This window comes from Leptospira sp. GIMC2001, assembly GCF_028462125.1.
Classification (GTDB): domain Bacteria; phylum Spirochaetota; class Leptospiria; order Leptospirales; family Leptospiraceae.
The window spans coordinates 4,007,206-4,028,707 of sequence record NZ_CP115468.1; the positions used below are offsets into that span (position 1 = coordinate 4,007,206).

Below are 21,502 nucleotides of genomic sequence, written 5' to 3' on the forward strand. Positions count from 1 at the left end.
ATATTCATTAGATGATTATCACTTTTTTTCCCGACTCAATAACTAACTCATTTTTACCTTGACTGTACACCACTTCCCCAAAAAGCTGAACAAATAGCTTGGAGAAGTGGCTGAGTGGTCTAAAGCAGCGGTCTTGAAAACCGTCGTCTCACAAGGACCGTGGGTTCGAATCCTACCTTCTCCGCAAGCTATCTGGGAGATGTGGCTGAGTGGCCGAAAGCAGCAGTTTGCTAAACTGTCGTACGGGTAACTGTACCCAGGGTTCGAATCCCTGCGTCTCCGAAATCTTGTGAATAAAAATCCAAAAAGTCCAGATCTAACTAACTAATCCTGGGATTCGAACGATCGCAAAGCTAAGCAATTCAAGTGACCAAAGGAAACGTAGAATTGCTAACGAGACATGATGTCGAAGTGCGCTTTGCGAGACGGGCGGAGAGCGTGACGAAATTTGAATTTATTCAAATTGAGGAAGCGAGGGATTTTCTTCGCAGAAGAAAATGGGTGGAGGGAGTTCAGGAGGAACGACCCTCGACGCGAACACTAGCGTCTCCGAAATCATGTAAATAAAATCCAAAAAAATCTAGATCTAACGAACTAATCCTGGGATTCGAACGATCGCAAAGCTAAGCAATTCAAGTGACCAAAGGAAACGTAGAATTGCTCAAGAGCTCGTGTTGTCGAAGTGCGCTTTGCGAGATGGGCGGAGAGCGTGACGAAATTTGATAGACAAGGGACATTATCAAAGCAATATCATTCTTGTATGAAAGACTATTTACTAAAGGCAAAAGGTTACTTAGACCAAATCTATCAATTTATCCAATCAGATAAGTTTCTCAGAATATTTGGAGCTTTGCCTTTGTATTTCTCTTGGCTACCACTTCTTACTTGGCGATATCAAAACTCGGAATTACGTCTCATTGGTATTTTTGGATTCGTGCATAGCGTTCTGTTTTTTGCTTTATTAGTAGTTGCTAATATTTTTACTTGGATTCCTTTTCTGGGACCATATTTTTCAAATGCAATTCATTTCGTGGCATGCTTAGGCTATTTGGGTTTGAGTCTATTTTTGATTTACTTGATAAGTGCTAGAAAAAAGATAGATATACCCTTGGTTTCTGAGGGAGTTTCTGTAGTCTTGGCTTTCCTACAAGAAGATTCAGATACACAAGCGCCCATAGCTCAACTGGATAGAGCGTCTGACTACGGATCAGAAGGCTGGAGGTTCAAATCCTTTTGGGCGCGCCATTTTACCAAAAATCAATAGATCAATTTTTAATTAATTTCCGAGAACATATAAGGAAATTCCCATCGGAAATCCCTTCTTACAGTGAGATTTATGACTCTATCGGAGATATGATTGCCCAATCTGTGAATGCAGTGGAAATGCAACAAAATCCATTGCAGCATAGTGAATGGATAGTAATTGAAAAATCTCTTCAAATAAAAAAAGAAAAATATTTGAATGATACAATTTTGATTACTGCTCTTGAGCCCTGTATCCATTGTACGGGTAGCATAATCAAGTCCAGAATAAGAGACGTATGTTACTTCTTACCAAGTAAATCTGGCGATGGAATATCATCTTTAAGTATTGAGATGATCTACCAACTAAATCATTTTCCAAATTTATACTTAATTCCTAATGAGGAAATTTTTTCAAAGTTCAAGACTTTTTTCCTGGATAAAAGATAGAACCCTCACTATAGTTTGCAGATATGGTTAATCTTGTAGGACAAAAGGGAGAGATGTCAGAGTGGTCTATTGTGCATGCTTGGAAAGCATGTGTGCCAAAAGCACCCCGGGTTCGAATCCCGGTCTCTCCGCCACCAAAAGCCTATGTCTGAAAATCACCAAGTTTTATTCCGAAAATACAGACCGCAAGTTTTCAAAGATGTAATCTATCAAGATCTTGCTGTCGGCGCATTGCAGAATGCTTTCAAACAAAAGAAGATAGGTCATGCTTATATTTTCTTTGGACCTCGAGGTGTTGGCAAAACCTCAATCGCTAGAATTCTTGCTAAACGATTGAATTGCAAATCACCTATCGAAAACGAACCATGCAATGAATGCTTATCTTGTACGGAAATCACTAGAGGCAATTCGCAAGATGTACTAGAAATCGATGCAGCGAGTCATCGCGGAATCGAGCATATCCGTGAACTTCGAGAAAATGTTAAGTTCACTCCAATGTCTGGAAAATACAGAGTGTACATAATCGATGAAGTACATATGCTCACTGAGCCAGCGTTCAATGCGTTATTAAAAACGCTAGAAGAACCTCCGGCACATGTTGTTTTTATTTTAGCAACTACTGAGTTTCACAAAATTCCAGAGACGATATTATCACGGTGCCAAGACTTTATTTTCAAAAAAGTACCACAACCTGTTCTACAATCACATGTTGAGAAAATATGCAATAAAGAAGGAATTGAATTCGATACTGAAGGGCTTTTCTGGATTGCAAGGAAAGGGGATGGGTCGGTTAGAGATACTCTTTCATTTATGGAGCAAGCTGTAATTTTCACAGATAGCAAGCTTACTGGTAAGAATATTCGTGATATGATAGGCTATCACGGCGTTGATGTATTCGCTGAATTTGTAAAAAATATCCTCAATCCTTCAGAGCAAAATAAAATATTTCATAAGCTGGAAAAGCTTTTTGATGAAGGTCAAGACTTATATAAATTTCTGTGGGATCTACTTGAATTTGTAAATGCAATAGTCATGATCCATCACAATCTTTTAGATAAAGAAAATTCAAATATCCCACCTGAAGATATAGATAAAATTAAAAAAGATTTCAGAGAAATTGATCCAAATCATATCAATCTATTGGCGGAGAAATTATTTTTTATCTATGAAAAAATCTCAATGATGAGATTGAGAAATTCCCAAGAAATAAAAATTTTTCTCGAAATACAATTTCGAAAATTACTTTTTGACATGGATAAACCAACCGTTTCGGGTTTGCTTAAGAAAATTTCTGATTTATCAAGGCAAGTTCAGGGTGAAATTAGTCATATCCCAAATGATCCTCAATCATTAAACACATCATCTTTTCAGGCAGAATCTCTTCCTAAAGCAACAGGAAGCCTTGAATCTCGTGAAAAATCACAAAAAATTTCTGATGAAAACTCTCTTGATAATAAAGCAACAGTCCAAAATAGAAACGATGGTAGAACTGATGCACAAGTTCTCGGTGACAAAATGGAAAATTTTGTAAAAGAAAATTTCTCCGGAACCGAAGTTGATCCATCCACTCTACCCGATATCTAAGGAGTTTATTATGTTTGAAGGTATAAAAAATATTTCAGAAATATTTTCTAAAATTGGAGATATAAAAAACCAATCAGCAGAAATGCAAAAGAGATTGGAACATATTAATGTTACTGCTGATGCCGGTGCAGGAATGGTGACCGTTGTAGCAAATGCAAAGGGAACCATTCAAGATATAAAAATAAATAAACTTTTGTTTGAAGGCGATGATATCAAAATGATGGAAGACCTAATCATCGCTGCAGCAAATGAAGCCTTACGTAAGGCAAAAGAAGCAGTAGAATATGAATTCAAAAAGTCTATAGGTATATCACCCGAAGACATGATGAGTATGTTAAACGCCAAAGGTGGTACTGGTCCTGTCTGAATCAATTTTCGAGAAAATGGTAACCTCACTTGCATCGTTACCAGGAATTGGTCGAAAAAGTGCCACTCGAATTTCCTTCCATTTATTAAGAATGGATCCCATTTTCTTTGAACAGTTTATTGAAAATATTAGAACATCCAAACTTAATTTAAAATTCTGCAGTACATGTGCAGGAATTACAGAACAACATATATGCGAAATCTGTGAATCAACAAAAAGAGATTCCCATATCCTTTGTGTAATAGAGCAGCCGGAAGATATTTTCTTTATAGAGAAAACTGGAGTTTTCTCAGGTAAGTACCATGTTCTAAATGGAGCGATTTCACCTTTAGATGGAATTGGTCCTGAACAATTGAGAATTCGTGAATTAGAACAGAGAATTCAGGATAGTGAAATACAAGAAGTACTATTGGCAACCAATCCAACTTTAGAAGGAGATGCAACAGCTTCCTACGTTAGTAATCGATTGCAAAAATTTAATATTAGAATAACTAGAATTGCGCATGGACTAACCGTGGGTGGAACAATAGAATATTCTGACCAATACACTTTATCAAAAGCAATCAATGCGCGATTGCCTTTCCAATGAGAAGAATAGTTTAAAATTCAATTTAAATAACAATTGAGATTTAAATTATTCCTTTGTCTTTTAACTTATAAAATAAAAAATCTAGAATCTATGTTCTAATGTAAAAAAAGCTTCTCGAATAATTTTTCCATTTCGACTATCCAAATAAGTATAAAGCCCGTCACCAGCAATGAAGTAACCAGATCGAAAGATCAATTGTAAATCTCCATAAATATTCCAACGAAGATTCAAATTGTACTCTTGCCCGAAGTAAGTTGAAGTTCTATAACCTGCAGCCTCATTGAATACTCTGTTGTTTTCAATTTTTGGGGAAAGCGATGAATACAAAAGAAAATATCCGAGAGTAATCTGATATGGTCCAAAAGCAACGAAGTTATAATTAGCTCCATATTCATTCAAACCGGTCATTGTACGTGCATTAAAAAGTGCATAACCACCCGTAAAATCAACAGCGATATTTGAGATTGCGTATCCTGGAGCAAGGGGTCTATATCCATTCCCTCTTAAATTAGAGCTGATTCCATCCAACTCAAATCCTGGACGACCGGTCGTACCAAGAGCTATTAAACTTATATTGGTTGTATCATCAAGACGATAGGTAAATTGAACGTCATAAAGTCCGCCCTTAACAAAATGTCGAAATTCTTTTGCATAGAACGGATTCCCATTTTCATCTAAGATGGGTCGAAATTGTCTAACTGTTCCTGTATTCAAAACACCATGAAGAATAACGCTAAACCTTGAATAGTTAAATTCATTATTGAATCCGTGCCAATAAAGTTCGGCTGTCTCATTTGTTGTTCTATCATTATCTTTTAAAACATAAGAATACAATTCGGCATTGTAATTTCTAAAATAGTTCATTTTCAATTTGCCAAAAACGATATTGCTATTTTGGAAATTTTTATCCGCAAAACCATTATTATCAGAATCCAGAAGACTTCTCTCACGAGCTCGCAACACACCACCGTCAAAAGTAAGGCGCAAAAATTGAAAAGTCTTAAGAATATTAACACCCGTTCCTGTCGCAAAAAGAACACGCCCTCCAGCAGAACGGAATAGTTGAAGTCCTACCCTTGTTTGAAATCCAGATTCGGGAAGTTTAAAATTCATAAAGAGGAAGTTAGTCTGTACGTTAACAGCTGAATTTCCTCTTTCTCCTCCTGCTTGAGCACCAACAATATTGGGGTCGTAACCTGATGGATCAGAGACAGGAAGTCCACGACCTCCGAAATTGATATCTCCTACTTGCATTCCCCACAAACCTTCAACATATTTGGAGGTTGCAAAATTCATGTTAAAAAGAAATCGAGTATCATAGAAATTCAGGTTTTCTTTTCGCTTTGACAATCCCGATCTTTGTCCAGTCTGAAATCGTTCAATTTCATTTTCAATAGTTTGGTTTACGACATCATTCGCTTCATTTTTCTCAGCTTCTAAATCATATATAGGAGTTGTTGGAGTGGTTCTTTCAAGTGGGAGATCTCGTCCAAGTGCAAATCCACGCGTACGAAATGAACCGCTAAAGTCTAATTTGGTTTGCGTTTCTTCTTCCTGAGCATTAAGGCTCGAAAATAAAACTGAGGATCCAAGGAATAAAACAACCGGAATAATCCAGAATTTCATTTTTTAATCCATTGGTTTGTTGAAAAATATTTATAGGATAACTTGTTTAGCCATCCATTTCTTCGTATTTCCTTTATAAAGAAATTCAGATGGTATAAAAATTCTATGTCGCCCTGTGCCACAGCCATCGAAAGATTCTCCTCTTGCACAGACGATAAAAGAGGAAGATAGTTGGTTTTAAGTGCTGGTTCCTTCTGCAATAATGCTTGAATACGAAAAGTATCTGCTACATAAACGTTAACATTGTTTTTACGAAGTTCATTTACGGCTCTGAAATCATCCAAGTAAGAATATATTGGAAATTTTGGAAAGTTTTTCTTTAACCAGGCATGGTTTGGTCCATTCGATCTTACCGAAAATAAAATTCCAGATACAGTTTGTAAATCCAAGAGTGAACGAAATGGAGCCGAGGTTATTATCTGTCCTTCAGGTTCTGGTGGAAGTATTTGTCTATTGATAAGACCCGCTGGACTGGTTATTAAATACGGATCTGTAAAATAAACCTTTCTAAATCTCTCTAAACTCGTCGATATCCCCGCAATTGCTATTTGCGTGTCACCTTTATCAAGACGATTAGCATGCTCATCAAAATCACGAAGAGGTAGAATTTTCAAATTCACGCCGAGGTATTTCGCATACTCTTGTGCAATTTCAACATCCAATCCAGGCGAACCTTCTACGGGATCATCAATGTAGAATGGATCATAGAATTGATTAACTGAAACTGTGAGTGTCTTTGTTTTTAGAATTTTTTGAAGAGTAGAACTCTCAGCATTCAATGAATTGGAAATGCTGAGACTAAGTGCCAATACACAAAAATATGTCACCTTCATAAAGTTTCTATTCATACATGCATTATTCATATAATACTGTAATGATCGTCGAAACTTTTGATTCCTTACAAGGATTTTATTTTTATCGAATTGAATCTAATTTCAATTTAGTATTTCAAATTCAGTCCTACGATTCTTTTTCGAGACATTCTCATCAGTACCTTGATATAAAGGCTCATTAGGACCTTTACCCTCTGTTTCCAGTCTTGTAGATTTTATCCCTTGTTTCACAATGTACTCTTTTACAGAATTAGCCCTATCTCTTGATAATTTCATATTATCTTCTAAATTTCCATTAAGATCTGTATGTCCGATAATTCTAATTTTGACTGAAGAATTTTTCTTCATATATTCGACAATTTGATTTAAAGGAATTTTAGATGAATCCAAAAGTTCATGCGATGACTTTTCGAAATTGATATTGTCTAAACTGATTTTTTTATTCTCTACCAAATTCTGTTCGATTGTTTTAGGAATATAAGCAGAGAATATATTAAAATTTTTGCCCTCTTCTCTTCTACAGAATAGAATAGTCTTAGACAAGCGATGATAACTAAAATACGCTTCATCTCCTTTCGTATTGAAATCAGATCCTAGATTCTCAATTGAACCTACTGCTTTAGTTCCATCCCAGTTAGCAGAATAAAGATCGAAGCCTCCAAAGCCACCCTGACGATTCGAAGAAAAGAAAATATTCTTCTGATCATCAGATAATGATGCAGCAATGGTTGCATTCGCATCATTTACTGGACCGCTTAAGGCAACTGCCGGAGTCCATTTATTTCCCTGCTTTTTTGAAATATAGATTCTCGCAAGTTCTGGCTGAGAGAATGGATATCTGGTAAATAGCATTGTGTCGCCAACAACATGAGGATTCTCTTCGATCATATCAGAATTGATTTCAATAGGTAATGGTTGCGGGTCACTCCAACCATTTCCAACCTTTTCTGATACATAAATATCTCTTGAGATTCCTATTTTACCATTTGCCAATCGAGCTTCCCAAGATCCGTCACGGTTGGAAGAGAAATAAATATATTTACCATCGGCTGTTATGAATGGGCTTTGATCATCAAATTCAGAATTTAATTCTACTACTTCTTTGGGAAAATCCCAAGTTCCATCTGTTTTTCGATTCGAAGAAAAAATATCTGTATAACTATTTCGATCACGTTTTGAATAGAAGTATAACGTTTGCCCATCTGTTGACAATGAGGGTGAAAATTCTTGAAATGATGTATTCACATTTCCTCTAATCTCCTCAACAACTAATTCTGATTGTGCGAACACAGAATTGGAAAGAAGCAAGCAGTGAATAACAAAAACTACAAAAAAAATTTTGAATCTAAAAACCATTATAAACCTCCAAGAAAGGAAGTTTCAAAAATCAAAGCAATCGATTCTATCGAATATATGCTTTGAGTACTTCTGGTATTTCTATTTGTCCATTATCTGTTTGATAGTTTTCTAGAATTGCCGCAAGCGTTCTTCCGATAGCAAGACCTGAACCATTCAAAGTATGAACCAATAGATTCTTCCCTTCTCTATTTTTGTATCGGATTTTTGCTCGTCTTGCCTGATAGTCCTGGAAGTTAGAAACAGAAGAAATTTCCATATATCGATTCAATCCTGGCATCCAAACTTCCAAATCGTAGGTTTTAGAGGAAGAAGCGGAAATATCTCCCGAACAAAGTAGTACAACTCTATAGTGGAGGTTCAATTTTTGTAATATAGATTCTGCATCCTTTAGCATTTTCTCATGTTGATTCTGAGAATCTTCCGGATGGCAAAATTTAACCAATTCTACTTTCTGAAATTGGTGAACTCTCACAAGCCCTCTCGTATCTCTTCCGTAAGAACCAGCTTCCCTTCGAAAACAAGATGTGTGAGCCATAATTGAAATCGGAAGATCCTTATCAGCGATTATCTCATCTCTATAAAGATTGGTAAGAGGTACTTCTGCAGTGGGAATTAAATTGAGTCGATCATTTTCTAAATGATAAAATTCTTCCCTAAATTTGGGCAATTGTCCCGTTGCTGTAAGGGATTCATCATTGACCAAACTTGGAACCCAGACTTCCTGATAACCATTGGATGTTGCATGATGATCGAGCATAAAATTCATCAGCGCTCTTTCCATCTTAGCAGCTAACCCAAAATAGGTGTAAAATCTTGCTCCAGAAATCTTGACTCCACGTTCGAAATCAAGAATTCCTAATGCTTCACCTATTTCGTAATGTGGTTTAGGATCGAAATTGAATTCTCTCTTTTTACCAAAAACTGATACCTCAATATTATCCGCTTCTGACTTTCCTGCAGGAACGTCATCAGATAGAAAATTCGGCATTGCGAGATTCAAGTCTGCAAGTTGAGTTTCAACAGAATTCAATTTCTCTTCTAATTCTTTAATCTTGTTTCCAATCTCACGAACAGAATCGGAAGCCGATGTTATATCTTCACCTTTTGCTTTTAAAGCTCCAATTTCTTTGGAGGCAGAATTCCTTTCCGAGCGAAGTTCATCTGTTTCCGCTTGTAGAGTTCTTTTACTTTGTATCAATGTGAGAAGTGTATTTTCCACACCCGCATCGTACATGTTTCGCTTTTTTAGAAGATTAACTAGATCTTCTGGCTGGTTGAGAATTCGATTTAAATCAAGCATCGTAGTAAGCCTTTCTGTTTAGAAACTTTTGAGAATTAGAAAATAACTTTTCTTCAATAACTGCGTTCGATTCCGAACGCAATGAAAATATTTTTTCGAGAACTATCGGCATATTTGAGGATTCATTTCTCTTTCCACGAAAAGGCGGTGGAGCAAGAAAAGGTGCGTCTGTCTCTATTAACAATGCATCAAGTGGAAGTTTGGTTGCCGCATCTTGGATTTCGTGGGCTGATTTAAAAGCAACTATTCCAGAAAGAGATACATAATATCCCAAATCAACAAATTTTTTACCGGCATTATAATCATAAGTAAAGCAATGAATTACACCTGTTGCTTTCGTCTTCCAAGATTTGAGCACATCATAAGTATCCTGAAAACCTTCTCGAGAATGTATCACAACTGGAATCTTAGTTCGCGCGGATACTTCTAGAAATTTTTCCAATATTTCAATTTGGATATTTTTGGAATCGGCTGTATGATACAGATCAATTCCAATTTCACCTATTGCTGAAAGTTTCGGATCTGAAATATTTTGATCAATTAAATCTATAATTTCTTCGGCTTTAGGAAATTCATGAGTCTCTGTCGGGTGACATCCAATCGAGTAATGTACGGACGGATAATCCGAAGAATCTCCAAAATTATCATAATCTGTATGAGCGATTTTTTTGGCTCGAATAGATGACTCTAGATCTATCCCTATTTGAAGTATTTTTTGCACTCCTGCAGACTTAGCTTTTTTCAAAGAAACCTCAATTTCTTGGCCTTGTTCCTGAATTATGTCTAAGTGGCAGTGTGTATCTATGATCCGAAAGCTCATAAAATGCAATCATCCTTGACGGTTTTGTCAAATCTACAAAAGGTTGAAATAAAAGAACTTAGTTCTTCCGATAAATAAAAAGGTCGTCTTTGTTACCAAGAAGGTTAGTTCCGTGGACAGTAAGAAATATCTCACTCTAATTTTCTATCGCTTAAGATACAAATTCCAAGAATGGAAGCTTAGATTATCTCAACAGTACAGCGACCTAAATATCAAAGGTCGTGAAAAACTTACTATCATGGTCATTCCTCACACAGAGAGGAAAACCGTCAACTTCGTCATTTCTTACAAAGCCATAACAATTTTTCTTGGATTGATTGTTGTATTGATGTTCGTAAGTGCAGTGAATGTTTTGAGCCATAGTGGATCAGTACATGAACTGACTGAACTAAACCTCTCTAATATTGATTTCCAAAGACAATCAGAAAAACTCAAAGAAGAAGTTAGTTCGCTTCATTCAACAATCAATTATTATTATGATCGAATTTCTTCTCTTTATATAAAACTTGGTGGGGATCCTTCAAAAGTATCAAAAGGCATAGGTGGTGCTTCTCCAAGAATTTCTGAGTTCTCGGAGACAAAATCTTCTTCGAAGGATTTAACATCAGAGACTTACAAGATTAAAGAAGACATTCACAATTTAAAATTATCCAGAGAACTTTCTGAAGAAATCATCAACATGATAAAAAAAAGAAAGTCTATTATCAAACATACACCATCTGTCTGGCCGACTAGAGGATATGTTCTTTTTCCTTATGGTAAATTCATTTCGCCAATCACAGGAAAAGAAGAGTTCAATAAAGGATTGGATATTGCGGCATTTCCAGGTTCAGAAATTGTATCCACTGCACCAGGACTTGTTTATGAAATCGGACAATCTTCAACAACAGGTTACTATATAAAAATAGCGCATAAATTTGGTTGGAAAACGATTTACTCAAATCTTGACCGAGTCAAAGTGAATAAAAACGAGAAAGTTTCAAAAGGTGATGTGATAGGATATGTTGGAAAATCTTCTGAGAATCCAATCTATCATGTTCATTATGAAGTTCATGTCGGAACACAAACATTGAACCCTTTTTCTTTCTTAAATCAGATTCAGGAATAAATGGCTCAACCTCACAGAACGGAAGACGAATTCGTAGTTAATAGTATAATTGGAGAAGGTGCAGAATTCACTGGAGAATTTCGACTTTCTGGTCTCATCAGAATTGATGGTATATTCAAAGGACTCATAGTGACTGATGGAAAAGTTCTGGTTGGGAAATCAGGAGTAGTTGATACCGATATTCGAGCTAAAGTTGTAGTGGCAGGTGGTGAAGTTCGCGGAAATATCTACGCAACTGAACGTGTCACTTTACTATCAAGTTGTAGATTAACTGGTGATATAGTTACTCCAAGATTGATAATTGAAGAAGGTGTTGTTTTTCAAGGAAGCTGCACGATCAATCCCAGAACATAAAATTGCATTATGTCCCTTTTTAATTAGATTTTTTACAGAAAAAACCGATCATTAAGGTATGCTCCCATCACCCATTGGACCAAGGCTTACTCCTTCTAAATCAGGAATATCGAATAACAATTCTTCTTCATCAAAAGCGAGATCTCCTAAAAGCTCATCTCCAATAACAAATTCTGATCGTCCAGATTTTGCGGAACTGTTAGAAGCTATCGCTCCATCACATAAAGAATCAACCAGGGAAATCAATGAACTTTGGAGAGATTTACCCGAGATTGAGAGAAATTTAATATCTGACAGATCTTCAGAAAATTTGCAAATATACAAAGAGCAAATTCGTTCCATCCTAAAACTCATTTTAGCAAAAAACACAAGAGAAGAAAAGCTTCAATCACCTATAAAGGGATCATCACAGAAGAAACAACATTTTCATGTCGTTCATATTGATGAGAAACTTAAGTTGTTGGCTGAAACAATAACCCATCCACAGAATTCTGCCTTTCAAATCCTCAAGCAAATGGATAGTATCAAAGGATTACTTCTAGATATTCAAACTTAATGATACATACATTAAAGCATATTTGGCCATTCCTTAAACCTTATAAATTTGGAATCATTTGGGCAGGAATCTCACTAATTTTTACTTCTGTAGCCACTCTATCCTTAGGTCAAGGACTCCGAATTCTTGTAGATATCGGATTCTCGGAAAATGGAAATTCAGAGCTGCTAACACTACTTCCAATCAATGTTGATCAATGGGAACAAACGGCTAAGTTAGCTTTAGCAATTGCCTTTCTAGGTATACTCGGCCTATTGCTTGCGTCTGGAACTTTTGTAAGACACTACCTCGTTTCTTGGATAGGCGAAAGGGTTTCTACCGATTTAAGAATATCTGTTTTCAATCATGTGATAGATATGGAACCTACATATTTTGAAGAAAATTCTGTGGGTGAAATTCAATCTCGCATTCTGACAGACACAACGTTACTGCAAACTGTTGTCGGTTCTTCGTTTTCTATTTTCTTGAGAAATACATTGATTTTCTTCCTGGGCGTAATCTGGTTATTTATTACAAATCCAAAATTGACTGGCTTAGTACTAATTTCTGTTCCATTAGTTGTATTCCCTATTCTATTGTTCGGAAAGAAAGTAAAATCATTATCTAAGAATACCCAAGATAGATTGGCATCCGTTGGTTCGCACGTAAACGAATCACTTCTAAATATACGAACCGTTCAAGCCTTTCATCATCAAGATTTAGAAAAAGTTAGGTTCACTGGTTTTGCTGAAGAAGCCTTTACAGTATCAGCAAGACGGATTTTATTCCGATCATTTATGATCGTAATCGTGATCTCTCTTATATTTGCTGGAATATCTTTTATGATATGGACTGGAGGCAAAGATGTTTTGGATGGGACAATCACTCCCGGTGAACTGATCGCTTTTTCTTTTTATGCAATTATCGTTGCGAGCGCACTTGGTTCGGTATCCGAAGTAATTGGTGATTTGCAAAGAGCTGCAGGTGCAACAGAAAGATTGATCGAGTTACTGAATTTAAAACCAAAAATTCAGAATCCAGTTGATTCTCAAAAATTATCTATTCCCGTTCGAAATTCTTATACTGTTGAATTTAACTCTGTAAATTTCTATTATCCATCAAGACTTGACAAACCAGCACTAGACCAACTATCTCTAATTATTCCAGCTGGAAAAGTAACGGCTCTCGTCGGACCGTCTGGAGCAGGCAAATCAACTATTTTTGATTTGATCCTCCGTTTCCACGATCCAAGCAAAGGATCCATTAGTATAAATGAAGTGCCTATTAATTTCGTAGATCTTAAAGCTCTACGAAATCTTATTGGAGTTGTTCCTCAACAACCGAATCTGTTCTCGGGAACAGTAGAATCAAATATCCTATATGGCAAACCTGATGCAAATTTTGATGATGTTGTTGCTTCTGCCAAAGCAGCGCATTGCCTAGAATTTATAGAGAAACTTCCAAATAAATTTCAAACTGCATTAGGAGAAAATGGAGTGCGTTTATCTGGTGGGCAAAAGCAAAGAATTGCGATTGCTCGTGCTGTTTTAAAAAATCCTGCAATTCTTTTACTTGATGAAGCTACTTCAGCCTTAGATGCGGAAAGTGAGTTCCATATTCAGAAAGCATTACAGGAATTGACTGCCGCAAGAACGACTTTGATGATTGCTCATCGCCTATCAACCGTTATTAGGGCAGATCTTATTTATGTATTGGATCAAGGTAGAGTTGTGGGCAAAGGAACTCATTCTGAACTTTTGGAGAATAATGAATTGTATAGAAAATTGGCTCAATTGCAACTCTTTGCATAGCTTTAGAGTTTTATATTTTAATTCCCATTTGCTCTAGAATAGATTCCATTTGTTCTAAGTTCGTATAATGCAAAACAATCTTACCTTTTCCGTTATTCTCATTATGTTGCAATTCGACCTTTGAAGAATATTTATTTCTCAGCTTCGATTCTAATTTGAGTAAGCTCTGATCTTTTGCTTTTGGTGACTTAGAAGATTTTGACTTTGGTTTGCTATCACCCATAACCTCTGCCACGTAGTCTTCAACTTGTCTCGCTGTCCATCCACCATTGATAATCTTATCGATTGTCTCTAGTTGCTTCCTTTCATCTGCTATCGATAGAACTGGTCTCGCTTGACCTTCGCTAATTTTACCTTGGCGAATCAGTTCTTGAATCTTAGTTGGAAAATTCAATAACCGAATTAAATTTGAGATAGTGGAACGGTTCTTACCCATTCTAGTTGCAAGTTCCGAAATCTTTATTCCAAGTTCATCTGAAAGTTTCTGGTAAGCCATAGCTTCATCAATAGGATTTAAATTTTCCCTTTGAATATTTTCCAAGATGGCCATTTCCAAAGATTCTTTTTTCGATACGACTTTTACTAATGCTGGGATTTTTTGAAAGCCAGCTTTTTTACAAGCTCTTACTCTTCGTTCTCCTGCAATGAGTTCGTATCCTCTATCTGTTTTTTGCACAACAACAGGTTGAATTACTCCATGCTGTTTTATTGTTACTGCGAGCTCATCAATACTTGCATCAGAGAAAGTTTTTCTGGGTTGGTTTGGATTGGGTAGTATCTCGGAGATTTTTATTTCTCGAAGATTACTATTACCGTCATAATTCATTTCTTGTTTGTTTTCGTTTATGGGAATTAAATTTCCCAAACCACGACCAAGTACTTTTGATTTCGCCATTCGAATTATCTCCCTATCACTTCTTTTGCAAGGCTTCGATAACTTGAAGAACCAATCCCATCTGAATCGTAAAGATTGATTGGTTTACCAAAGGATGGAGCTTCGCTCAATTTAATATTTCTTGGAATTAAAGTTTGATATACTTTATCTTGAAAATAATTTCTCACATCTTCTGCAACTTGGTTAGCAAGATTTGTTCTTTTGTCATACATAGTTAGAACTACTCCATCCAACTCAAGCGAAGTGTTAAGATTCGTCTGAACCATAGCAATGATTTTCATTAACTGACTCAGTCCCTCCAAGGCAAAATATTCTGTCTGAAGAGTAATCATCACAGAGTCAGATGCACATAATGCATTGATTGTTAAAATTCCAAGAGATGGTGGACAATCGATTAGAATAAAATCATATTCCGATCTAATTTCCTTAAGAGCTTCTCTAAGTTTGTATTCTCTTCTTTCGTTATCAAGCAAATCCACCTCCGATCCACTGAGATTGATGTTCGCTGGAATGATATGCAGATTATCAATTCCTGTTTTGCTAATTGTCTCACTTACCGAGCATTCTCCGAGAAGAAGCTCATAAGTTGTTTTTGTTATTTTATTAATTTCAAGTCCAAGACCAGAACCTGAGTTGCCTTGAGGATCGATATCCACTATTAAAACTTTCTTACCAATTTCGCATAGGCACGCAGCAAGATTGATTGCTGTTGTCGTTTTACCTACTCCACCCTTTTGATTGCTTATGGAGATAATTTTTCCCATGTCTTTTCCTTAATTTCTCTTGAGATAATTTTCCAATCTCTTGGATAACCATGTTTTGCTTGAGATAGCTTTTTCAATACTTTAATATGTCTGCTCCCTAGAAAACTTAGTTCATCCAATTCGATCTTGCCTTGAATTGTATATCCACACTCGGACAAAATTTCCGATTCCACTTTCTGCCACTGTTGTTCTTTTGCTAGAAACGGACAAAAGAAACCACCAATCTTCACTAAGCGTGTAACGATTTCAGCAGAGAATGGATAAGGAATTGAAGCTCGCATCACAACCAGATCAAAATTACCTTTAGCCTCTTCTGCTCTTTTATATATAAATTGTAAATTCTTAGAATGAGTTTTTAACTGCTTCCACCATTCCTCAAGTAAGCTTAACTTTCTACGTTGGCTATCCATCAGTGTTACGATTGGACTTTCTTTTAAACATATAAAAAGGAAACCTGGGAGTCCCGGACCAGTTCCCACATCTAGTATTTTTGTTTCACGTGAAATGAATCCATTACCCGCCAGAACATAAATGCTGAAGGCTGATTCCAAAACATGTCGTATCAAAATATTGTTACCGTCATTCTTAGAAAAAAATCCCCCTTCTACATTCTTAGTTTCCAAGAAGCGAAGGTATTCGCTCAAAATTTCTAGATCAAATTCTTCCAAGATATCTTCCCATGTAGTTGGGAAATTCAGTTTAAAAGCATCTTCAAGTTCTTTATAGGACATAATCGATAGTTAACCTTTTTGTATTTTAGCCGATAGCTTTAATGATGAAAACTTTTATCTGCATAACAACTCTATTATTTTCCTTGAACTCTTTATCTGCTTATACTCCAGCAAAATGGTCATATACAGATCGGCTAATTTTAAATCCTAAAGACCAAAAACATAAACCTAAACAAGAAGAGGTCTATGATGAGAATAATAAACTTCTATTAACATCCAAGCTCATATATAATTCAGAGTTCTTGCAATCTGAAGAATTCTTTCGAGACGGAAAGTCTGAAGGAAGGACGATGTATAGCTACGATAGTAAAGGTCGTTTGTCCAAAGAAGTGACTTATGATTCATCTAATAAAATTACTGAATCAAAGGAATTCTTCTACAACTCAAAAGGAAATTTGTCCACTATCAAGATTTTCGATACCGATGGAAAATTAATTCAGATCTGCGTAATTAATTCTATGGATAGAGAGATGATTCAATCTGGTGAAATAACTTGGCAAGATACAAAAGATAAAGAGAAACTTTCCCTTACAGGAAGCAAAACATCTAAAGTGCTTACTGTTATGGACGAAAAGAAAAAGCCAATAGCAAGAGTTGAAATTTCCTTAAATGCTAAAGGTGATGTAACCGAAAGATTGTTTATTCAGAATAACTCATTCCGTAAGAACTTATTTGATTATGACAGTGAAGGCAAATTAATCGGCTTTTCGTTTCATGTGAAACAAGATGGAAAATGGCAACTTGTTAAAACACACAAATTGATTTACTAAGTTTTACTTTGTCAATGGTAACCAAAAGTTGAACTTTAAATTCCGCTATTTTGGAAATGATGAGAGTTATTTTGCTTTATTGTTTTGATAATCAAGAAAACAAATTTATCTTCATGAGTAGATGCAAACTATTTTAGAATACTGTTCTTGAAATGGTTTTAAGGTCTTATTGCGCCTCAGCCAGGGGCTTAAGCCCATGGCTAAATTCACATTACTAATTCAAACAACAAATCTATATCTAGAAGTAAACAATAGATCCATTACGACACAGTATGATTAATGTTTTTAATAAAACCTGTTTTGGAAAAACTACTTCTTAGCCGAGAGATGAAATAACAAGAGGTCTATATCTGAAGGATCGATTCCTGATATCTGCGATGCCTTTTCCAAATTGATTGGTTTATGTTTTTTCAATTTTGTGAGAGCTTCAGTCTTTAAACTCGTGATCGAATCATAACTGAAATCATCAGGAATCGGAGTAAGAATGTACTTCTTACGATACTCTATAGAATCCAATTCACGCTTAAGGTAGCCTTCATATTTAATTTCCATTTCCAGAACAGCCTGATCTTCAATACTTAGTTCGGAAATTTCTGGCAAGAATGGAGTAATATCTTGTATATGAATGTCAGATCGTTTCAGAAATGCAGAAACCTTGGTGCCAAATTTATAATCTAGAATTCCTTTATTATTTAATAAAAGATCTAAGGGCTCGGACGGTTTCATGGAAGTGGTTTCAATTTTCTTTTTTACAGATTCTATTCGCTTGTACTTATCAATAGATTTATCAAATGTTTCTCTATCTACTAAACCCATTTCAAATCCATATCTCATCAATCTCTGATCTGCATTGTCTTGACGAAGTATCAATCGATACTCTGCTCTACTCGTGAACATTCTATAAGGATCTTCAACACCTTTGTAAACTAAATCATCAATCAGAACTCCAATGTATGATTCAGATCGATTAAAAATCATAGGCTCCATTTTCTTAACCGATCGAACTACATTGTAAGCAGCAACTAGACCTTGAGCTGCAGCTTCTTCGTAACCAGTCGTTCCATTAATTTGTCCTGCATGATAGAGACCTTTTATCTTATGAGTTTCTAATGTTGGCTTTAATTCTGTAGGATCCACAAAATCATATTCAATAGCGTAGCCAGGTCGCATAATTTCTACTCGCTCAAGACCTTTGATGCTTCGTAAAAACTTCCATTGTACTTCTTCCGGAAGACTGGTTGATACTCCGTTCAAATAAATTTCTTTAGTATCATAACCTTCTGGCTCAATAAAGATTTGATGACGATCACGCTGTGCAAAACGTACAACTTTATCTTCGATAGAAGGACAATATCTAGGTCCAGTTGATTGTATTTGACCCGAGTACATAGGTGAAAATTCAAGATTCTGATTTATGATTTCATGAGTTAATGAATTCGTGTAAGCTATAAAACAAGATATTTGTTTTCTTGTAATCTTATCTGTTGAGAAAGAAAATGATGGTGGATTCTCATCACCCGGTTGTTCTTCCAATCCATCAAAATCAATTGAACTACGATGAACTCTTGCTGGAGTTCCTGTCTTCAATCGACCTAATCGAAAATGATGACCTGCCAAAGATTTTGATAAACCTTTTGTAGTTGGCTCACCTATTCTTCCGCTTTCTTTCTGATATGTTCCAATATGAATTACTGAAGATAGAAATGTTCCAGTAGTAAGTATTGCATGATTCGTAAAAAACTCAAATCCTCTTCCCGTGCGAAGACCAACAAGCTGATTACCTTCTATGATTAAATCTTCAACTGTATCTTGTCTTATAGAAAGATTTGCTGTGGCTTCAAGAGTATGTTTTACTTTTAGTTGATATTCTTTTTTATCAGCTTGAGCACGAGGAGCCCAGACAGAAGGACCCTTAGAAGTATTAAGCATCTTAAATTGGATACCCGTTGCATCAATTACTCTTCCCATTAAGCCACCCAATGCATCTACTTCCCGAACCATATGTCCTTTTGCGATTCCACCAATCGCAGGATTACAACTCATCTGTCCAATTGTATCCAAATTCATAGTTATCAATAAAGTTTTGAGACCTGCTCTCGCAGAAATGTATGCAGCCTCTGTTCCAGCATGACCTGCTCCAACAACAATGCAGTCGAATCGATTGGGATAGATTTCATTAGACATAATATATTAACGATAGACCTTCTGGTTTCATTCTGAATGAGGTCTCTAGTTTAAAAGCAAAATATAATCTAGTTTTCATTGAAATGGAATTTACGAACTTGGATAAGACAAGGAGATTCGTAAGCCAATGTCTACACCATCTAAAGATTTATCTTACTTTGAAGGTAATATTATTCCAGCGCAGAATGCTAAACTTAGTATCCAGACTCATGCACTTCAGTATGGAACTTCCGTATTTGGTGGAATCCGAGGATACTATAACTCTGATAAAAAGAATTTATATGTCTTCAGAATCAAAGATCATTTCAAGAGATTAATCAATTCAACTAAGATTATGCAGCTTCAATTTACCAAATCTCCTGCGGAACTTGAAGAGATCACTATTGAATTACTGAAGCAATGTGGCTATCATCAAAATGTTTATGTAAGACCTATCATTTATACATCATCCCTTCAGCTATCACCAAGATTTCATGATGTTCCAACAGAAATTGGAATTTATGTTTTGAAATTGAATGACTATCTTGATACAGAAAATGGCCTAACTACCTGCATCTCTAGTTGGAGAAGAATTGATGATACAACAATACCTACTATGTCCAAAACATCAGGTGGATATGTAAACTCTGCACTTGCGAAATCTGAAGCGATACAAAATGGATTTGATGAAGCAATATTTTTGGATTCAAAAGGTCTTGTATCGGAAGGTTCTGCTGAAAATATTTTCATTGTTAGAAATGGAAAAATTATAACGCCAAGTTTAGAATCCTCTATACTTGAAGGAATCACACGACGAACCATTTTTGAATTAGCAAAAGAACTTGGTATAGATTACGAAGAACGCTCGATAGCAAGAAGCGAGCTCTACATTGCAGATGAGATCTTTTTCTCTGGAACAGGAGTTCAGGTTGCCTGGGTAAAATCAGTTGATAAAAGAATTATCGCAGATGGCAAGATTGGTCCTATTAGTAAGAAATTACAAGATCTATATTTCAATGTTGTAAAAGGAAATAATCAAAAATTTATGCATTGGTTGACTCCGATTTATTAAATCTATAAAGTTAAATTTCTAAACTTTTAAAAATAGATCGGGATTCAAATATGATAACGGAACAAGCAAGTTCAAGTTTTTCGCTAAGAGATCTACTTGGACAAAAAACTGCATCACAATATCTAGAAAATTATTCCAAGCATCAAGACAAGATCCCTCCTCTTCTGATTTTTTATGGACCATCTGGTGTTGGTAAGTGGTTTGCAGCTGAAAGATTTGCTCGAACAATATTGTGTTTGAATCAAAATTCCTGTGGTTCTTGCATTTCTTGCCGAACGTTCATGAAGAATACTCATCCAGACTTTATACTTTTTCCTGAAGGGGAAAAAATTGCAATTGGTGAATCAAAAGATCCCAAAGAATTTACAATTCGCTGGTTGCAAAATCAAAGGATAATCTATCCTCCTTCTATCTCACCTCGGCGAGTCGTTCTTATTCCTGATGCAAATAAGATAAACGGTGAAGCAGAAACTTCCATGCTCAAGACATTAGAAGAAGCGCCACACCATACTAGATTTATTTTTATTGTGGAAGACATTCACAGCTTAAAGAGCACAATAATAAGTCGAGCTATCCTTATTCCATTCGGATATCTATCATCAAAAACATTAAACCAAATCAATTCTGAACAAAATATAATTTTACACGATCAGCAAGCAGGTTCATTTGATTATCATTTTTTGGATCCGATAGTCTGGGCAGAATACAAAGACATTGTTCAAAATAAAATTTTTGACTCAAGACAGCTACTTGATCTTGAACTATGGATTCGGGAACATAAAGTTAAACATCCAGAATGGCCTGATGAATTTGATTATACCAAATTTCTAGAGTTGATTACATCTATTATGATTCATGAATATCGGAAGAATATGGATAAGGATTATTCTGAATCAATCATTGCGGTTTTTGAATTCAAAGAAATGCTCCACCGACAGTTCAATGGAATGGAAAACTTTATACTTTCACAACTTTTTTCCAAGCTATGTTCACTTAACAAGTAACATACGAACGTAAGAGACATAATACTAATTTCTATCTCATAAAGTTTTAACAAAAAAATAATCCTATATCGAAAATTCATTTGTATCTTACCTAGGTTACGAAAGTTTAGTACTGTCCATAAACT

General features: G+C 35.7%; 20 protein-coding genes and 4 tRNA genes. 15 read left to right on the forward strand and 9 right to left on the reverse strand.

What is annotated here, in order from left to right:
• Positions 1–100: 100 nt before the first annotated feature.
• From O4O04_RS19770 to recR, 8 genes are all read left to right on the forward strand, one after another.
• A tRNA-Ser gene (locus O4O04_RS19770) sits at positions 101–184 on the forward strand.
• 11 nt (positions 185–195) lie between these two features.
• A tRNA-Ser gene (locus O4O04_RS19775) sits at positions 196–282 on the forward strand.
• 886 nt (positions 283–1,168) lie between these two features.
• Positions 1,169–1,245: transfer RNA gene (locus O4O04_RS19780), tRNA-Arg, on the forward strand.
• Between the two features lie 108 nt (positions 1,246–1,353).
• Positions 1,354–1,692, forward strand: coding sequence for a deaminase (locus tag O4O04_RS19785; RefSeq protein WP_272533657.1), 339 nt, complete (start codon positions 1,354–1,356; stop codon positions 1,690–1,692).
• A 47-nt stretch (positions 1,693–1,739) separates the two neighbouring features.
• Positions 1,740–1,826, forward strand: a tRNA-Ser gene (locus tag O4O04_RS19790).
• A gap of 10 nt (positions 1,827–1,836) precedes the next feature.
• Positions 1,837–3,276 carry a DNA polymerase III subunit gamma/tau gene (gene dnaX / locus O4O04_RS19795; protein WP_272533660.1) on the forward strand — a complete coding sequence of 480 codons (1,440 nt, stop codon included), beginning with the start codon at positions 1,837–1,839 and terminating at the stop codon, positions 3,274–3,276.
• A gap of 10 nt (positions 3,277–3,286) precedes the next feature.
• Positions 3,287–3,643, forward strand: a complete 357-nt coding sequence (locus O4O04_RS19800; protein ID WP_272533662.1) for a YbaB/EbfC family nucleoid-associated protein — start codon at positions 3,287–3,289, stop codon at positions 3,641–3,643.
• Positions 3,636–4,232: a recombination mediator RecR gene (gene recR / locus O4O04_RS19805; protein ID WP_442915976.1), complete on the forward strand. Its 597-nt coding sequence runs from the start codon at positions 3,636–3,638 to the stop codon at positions 4,230–4,232. Before O4O04_RS19800 ends, recR begins: the two co-directional genes overlap by 8 nt.
• 81 nt (positions 4,233–4,313) lie before the next feature.
• Here recR and O4O04_RS19810 read toward each other — a convergent pair whose 3' ends face one another.
• The 5 genes from O4O04_RS19810 to O4O04_RS19830 all read right to left on the reverse strand — a co-directional run bounded on the left by O4O04_RS19810 (position 4,314) and on the right by O4O04_RS19830 (position 10,170).
• On the reverse strand, positions 4,314–5,858 hold the full coding sequence (locus tag O4O04_RS19810) for a hypothetical protein (RefSeq protein ID WP_272533666.1): 1,545 nt from the start codon (positions 5,856–5,858) through the stop codon (positions 4,314–4,316).
• A complete protein-coding gene (locus O4O04_RS19815; protein ID WP_272533667.1) occupies positions 5,855–6,706 on the reverse strand; it encodes a substrate-binding periplasmic protein in 852 nt (283 codons plus the stop codon). Before O4O04_RS19815 ends, O4O04_RS19810 begins: the two co-directional genes overlap by 4 nt.
• 87 nt (positions 6,707–6,793) lie before the next feature.
• A complete protein-coding gene (locus O4O04_RS19820; RefSeq protein WP_272533668.1) occupies positions 6,794–8,047 on the reverse strand; it encodes an OmpA family protein in 1,254 nt (417 codons plus the stop codon).
• A gap of 46 nt (positions 8,048–8,093) precedes the next feature.
• Positions 8,094–9,350, reverse strand: coding sequence for a serine--tRNA ligase (gene serS / locus O4O04_RS19825; protein WP_272533670.1), 1,257 nt, complete (start codon positions 9,348–9,350; stop codon positions 8,094–8,096).
• Positions 9,343–10,170, reverse strand: a complete 828-nt coding sequence (locus O4O04_RS19830; RefSeq protein ID WP_272533672.1) for a TatD family hydrolase — start codon at positions 10,168–10,170, stop codon at positions 9,343–9,345. The genes serS and O4O04_RS19830 overlap by 8 nt, the downstream gene beginning before the upstream one ends.
• A gap of 112 nt (positions 10,171–10,282) precedes the next feature.
• Here O4O04_RS19830 and O4O04_RS19835 point away from each other — a divergent pair, with 112 nt between their 5' ends.
• The 4 genes from O4O04_RS19835 to O4O04_RS19850 are packed head-to-tail and all read left to right on the forward strand — an operon-like array spanning position 10,283 to position 13,978.
• The gene (locus O4O04_RS19835) at positions 10,283–11,278 is read left to right on the forward strand and encodes a M23 family metallopeptidase (protein ID WP_272533674.1); all 996 of its coding nucleotides are present in this window, start codon (positions 10,283–10,285) and stop codon (positions 11,276–11,278) included.
• Complete coding sequence (locus tag O4O04_RS19840) at positions 11,279–11,632, forward strand: bactofilin family protein (protein ID WP_272533676.1); 354 nt, start codon at positions 11,279–11,281, stop codon at positions 11,630–11,632.
• Positions 11,633–11,690: 58 nt separating this feature from the next.
• Positions 11,691–12,188 (forward strand): DUF327 family protein, encoded by a 498-nt coding sequence (locus O4O04_RS19845; RefSeq protein WP_272533678.1) that lies wholly within the window; start codon positions 11,691–11,693, stop codon positions 12,186–12,188.
• Positions 12,188–13,978, forward strand: a complete 1,791-nt coding sequence (locus tag O4O04_RS19850) for an ABC transporter transmembrane domain-containing protein (protein WP_272533680.1) — start codon at positions 12,188–12,190, stop codon at positions 13,976–13,978. Before O4O04_RS19845 ends, O4O04_RS19850 begins: the two co-directional genes overlap by 1 nt.
• Before the next feature lie 10 nt (positions 13,979–13,988).
• On the opposite strand, the gene O4O04_RS19855 is transcribed toward O4O04_RS19850, so the two are convergent.
• Genes O4O04_RS19855 through O4O04_RS19865 form a run of 3 tightly spaced genes read right to left on the reverse strand, consistent with a single transcriptional unit; the run spans position 13,989 to position 16,368 of the window.
• Entirely contained in the window at positions 13,989–14,873 is an 885-nt protein-coding gene (locus O4O04_RS19855; protein WP_272533682.1) for a ParB/RepB/Spo0J family partition protein, read from the reverse strand.
• A 5-nt stretch (positions 14,874–14,878) separates the two neighbouring features.
• Complete coding sequence (locus O4O04_RS19860) at positions 14,879–15,637, reverse strand: ParA family protein (protein ID WP_272533683.1); 759 nt, start codon at positions 15,635–15,637, stop codon at positions 14,879–14,881.
• Positions 15,616–16,368 carry an RsmG family class I SAM-dependent methyltransferase gene (locus tag O4O04_RS19865; protein WP_272533685.1) on the reverse strand — a complete coding sequence of 251 codons (753 nt, stop codon included), beginning with the start codon at positions 16,366–16,368 and terminating at the stop codon, positions 15,616–15,618. Before O4O04_RS19865 ends, O4O04_RS19860 begins: the two co-directional genes overlap by 22 nt.
• 41 nt (positions 16,369–16,409) lie before the next feature.
• Between O4O04_RS19865 and O4O04_RS19870 the strand changes: the two genes are divergently transcribed.
• Positions 16,410–17,138, forward strand: a complete 729-nt coding sequence (locus O4O04_RS19870; protein ID WP_272533686.1) for a hypothetical protein — start codon at positions 16,410–16,412, stop codon at positions 17,136–17,138.
• A gap of 309 nt (positions 17,139–17,447) precedes the next feature.
• Here the strand turns inward: O4O04_RS19870 and mnmG are convergent, their stop codons facing one another.
• A complete protein-coding gene (mnmG, locus tag O4O04_RS19875; protein WP_272533688.1) occupies positions 17,448–19,322 on the reverse strand; it encodes a tRNA uridine-5-carboxymethylaminomethyl(34) synthesis enzyme MnmG in 1,875 nt (624 codons plus the stop codon).
• Positions 19,323–19,449: 127 nt separating this feature from the next.
• Here mnmG and O4O04_RS19880 point away from each other — a divergent pair, with 127 nt between their 5' ends.
• Together O4O04_RS19880 and O4O04_RS19885 are read left to right on the forward strand one after the other, a co-directional pair.
• A complete protein-coding gene (locus O4O04_RS19880) occupies positions 19,450–20,373 on the forward strand; it encodes a branched-chain amino acid transaminase (protein ID WP_272533690.1) in 924 nt (307 codons plus the stop codon).
• Between the two features lie 50 nt (positions 20,374–20,423).
• Positions 20,424–21,377 (forward strand): hypothetical protein, encoded by a 954-nt coding sequence (locus tag O4O04_RS19885; protein ID WP_272533692.1) that lies wholly within the window; start codon positions 20,424–20,426, stop codon positions 21,375–21,377.
• Positions 21,378–21,502 lie beyond the last annotated feature (125 nt).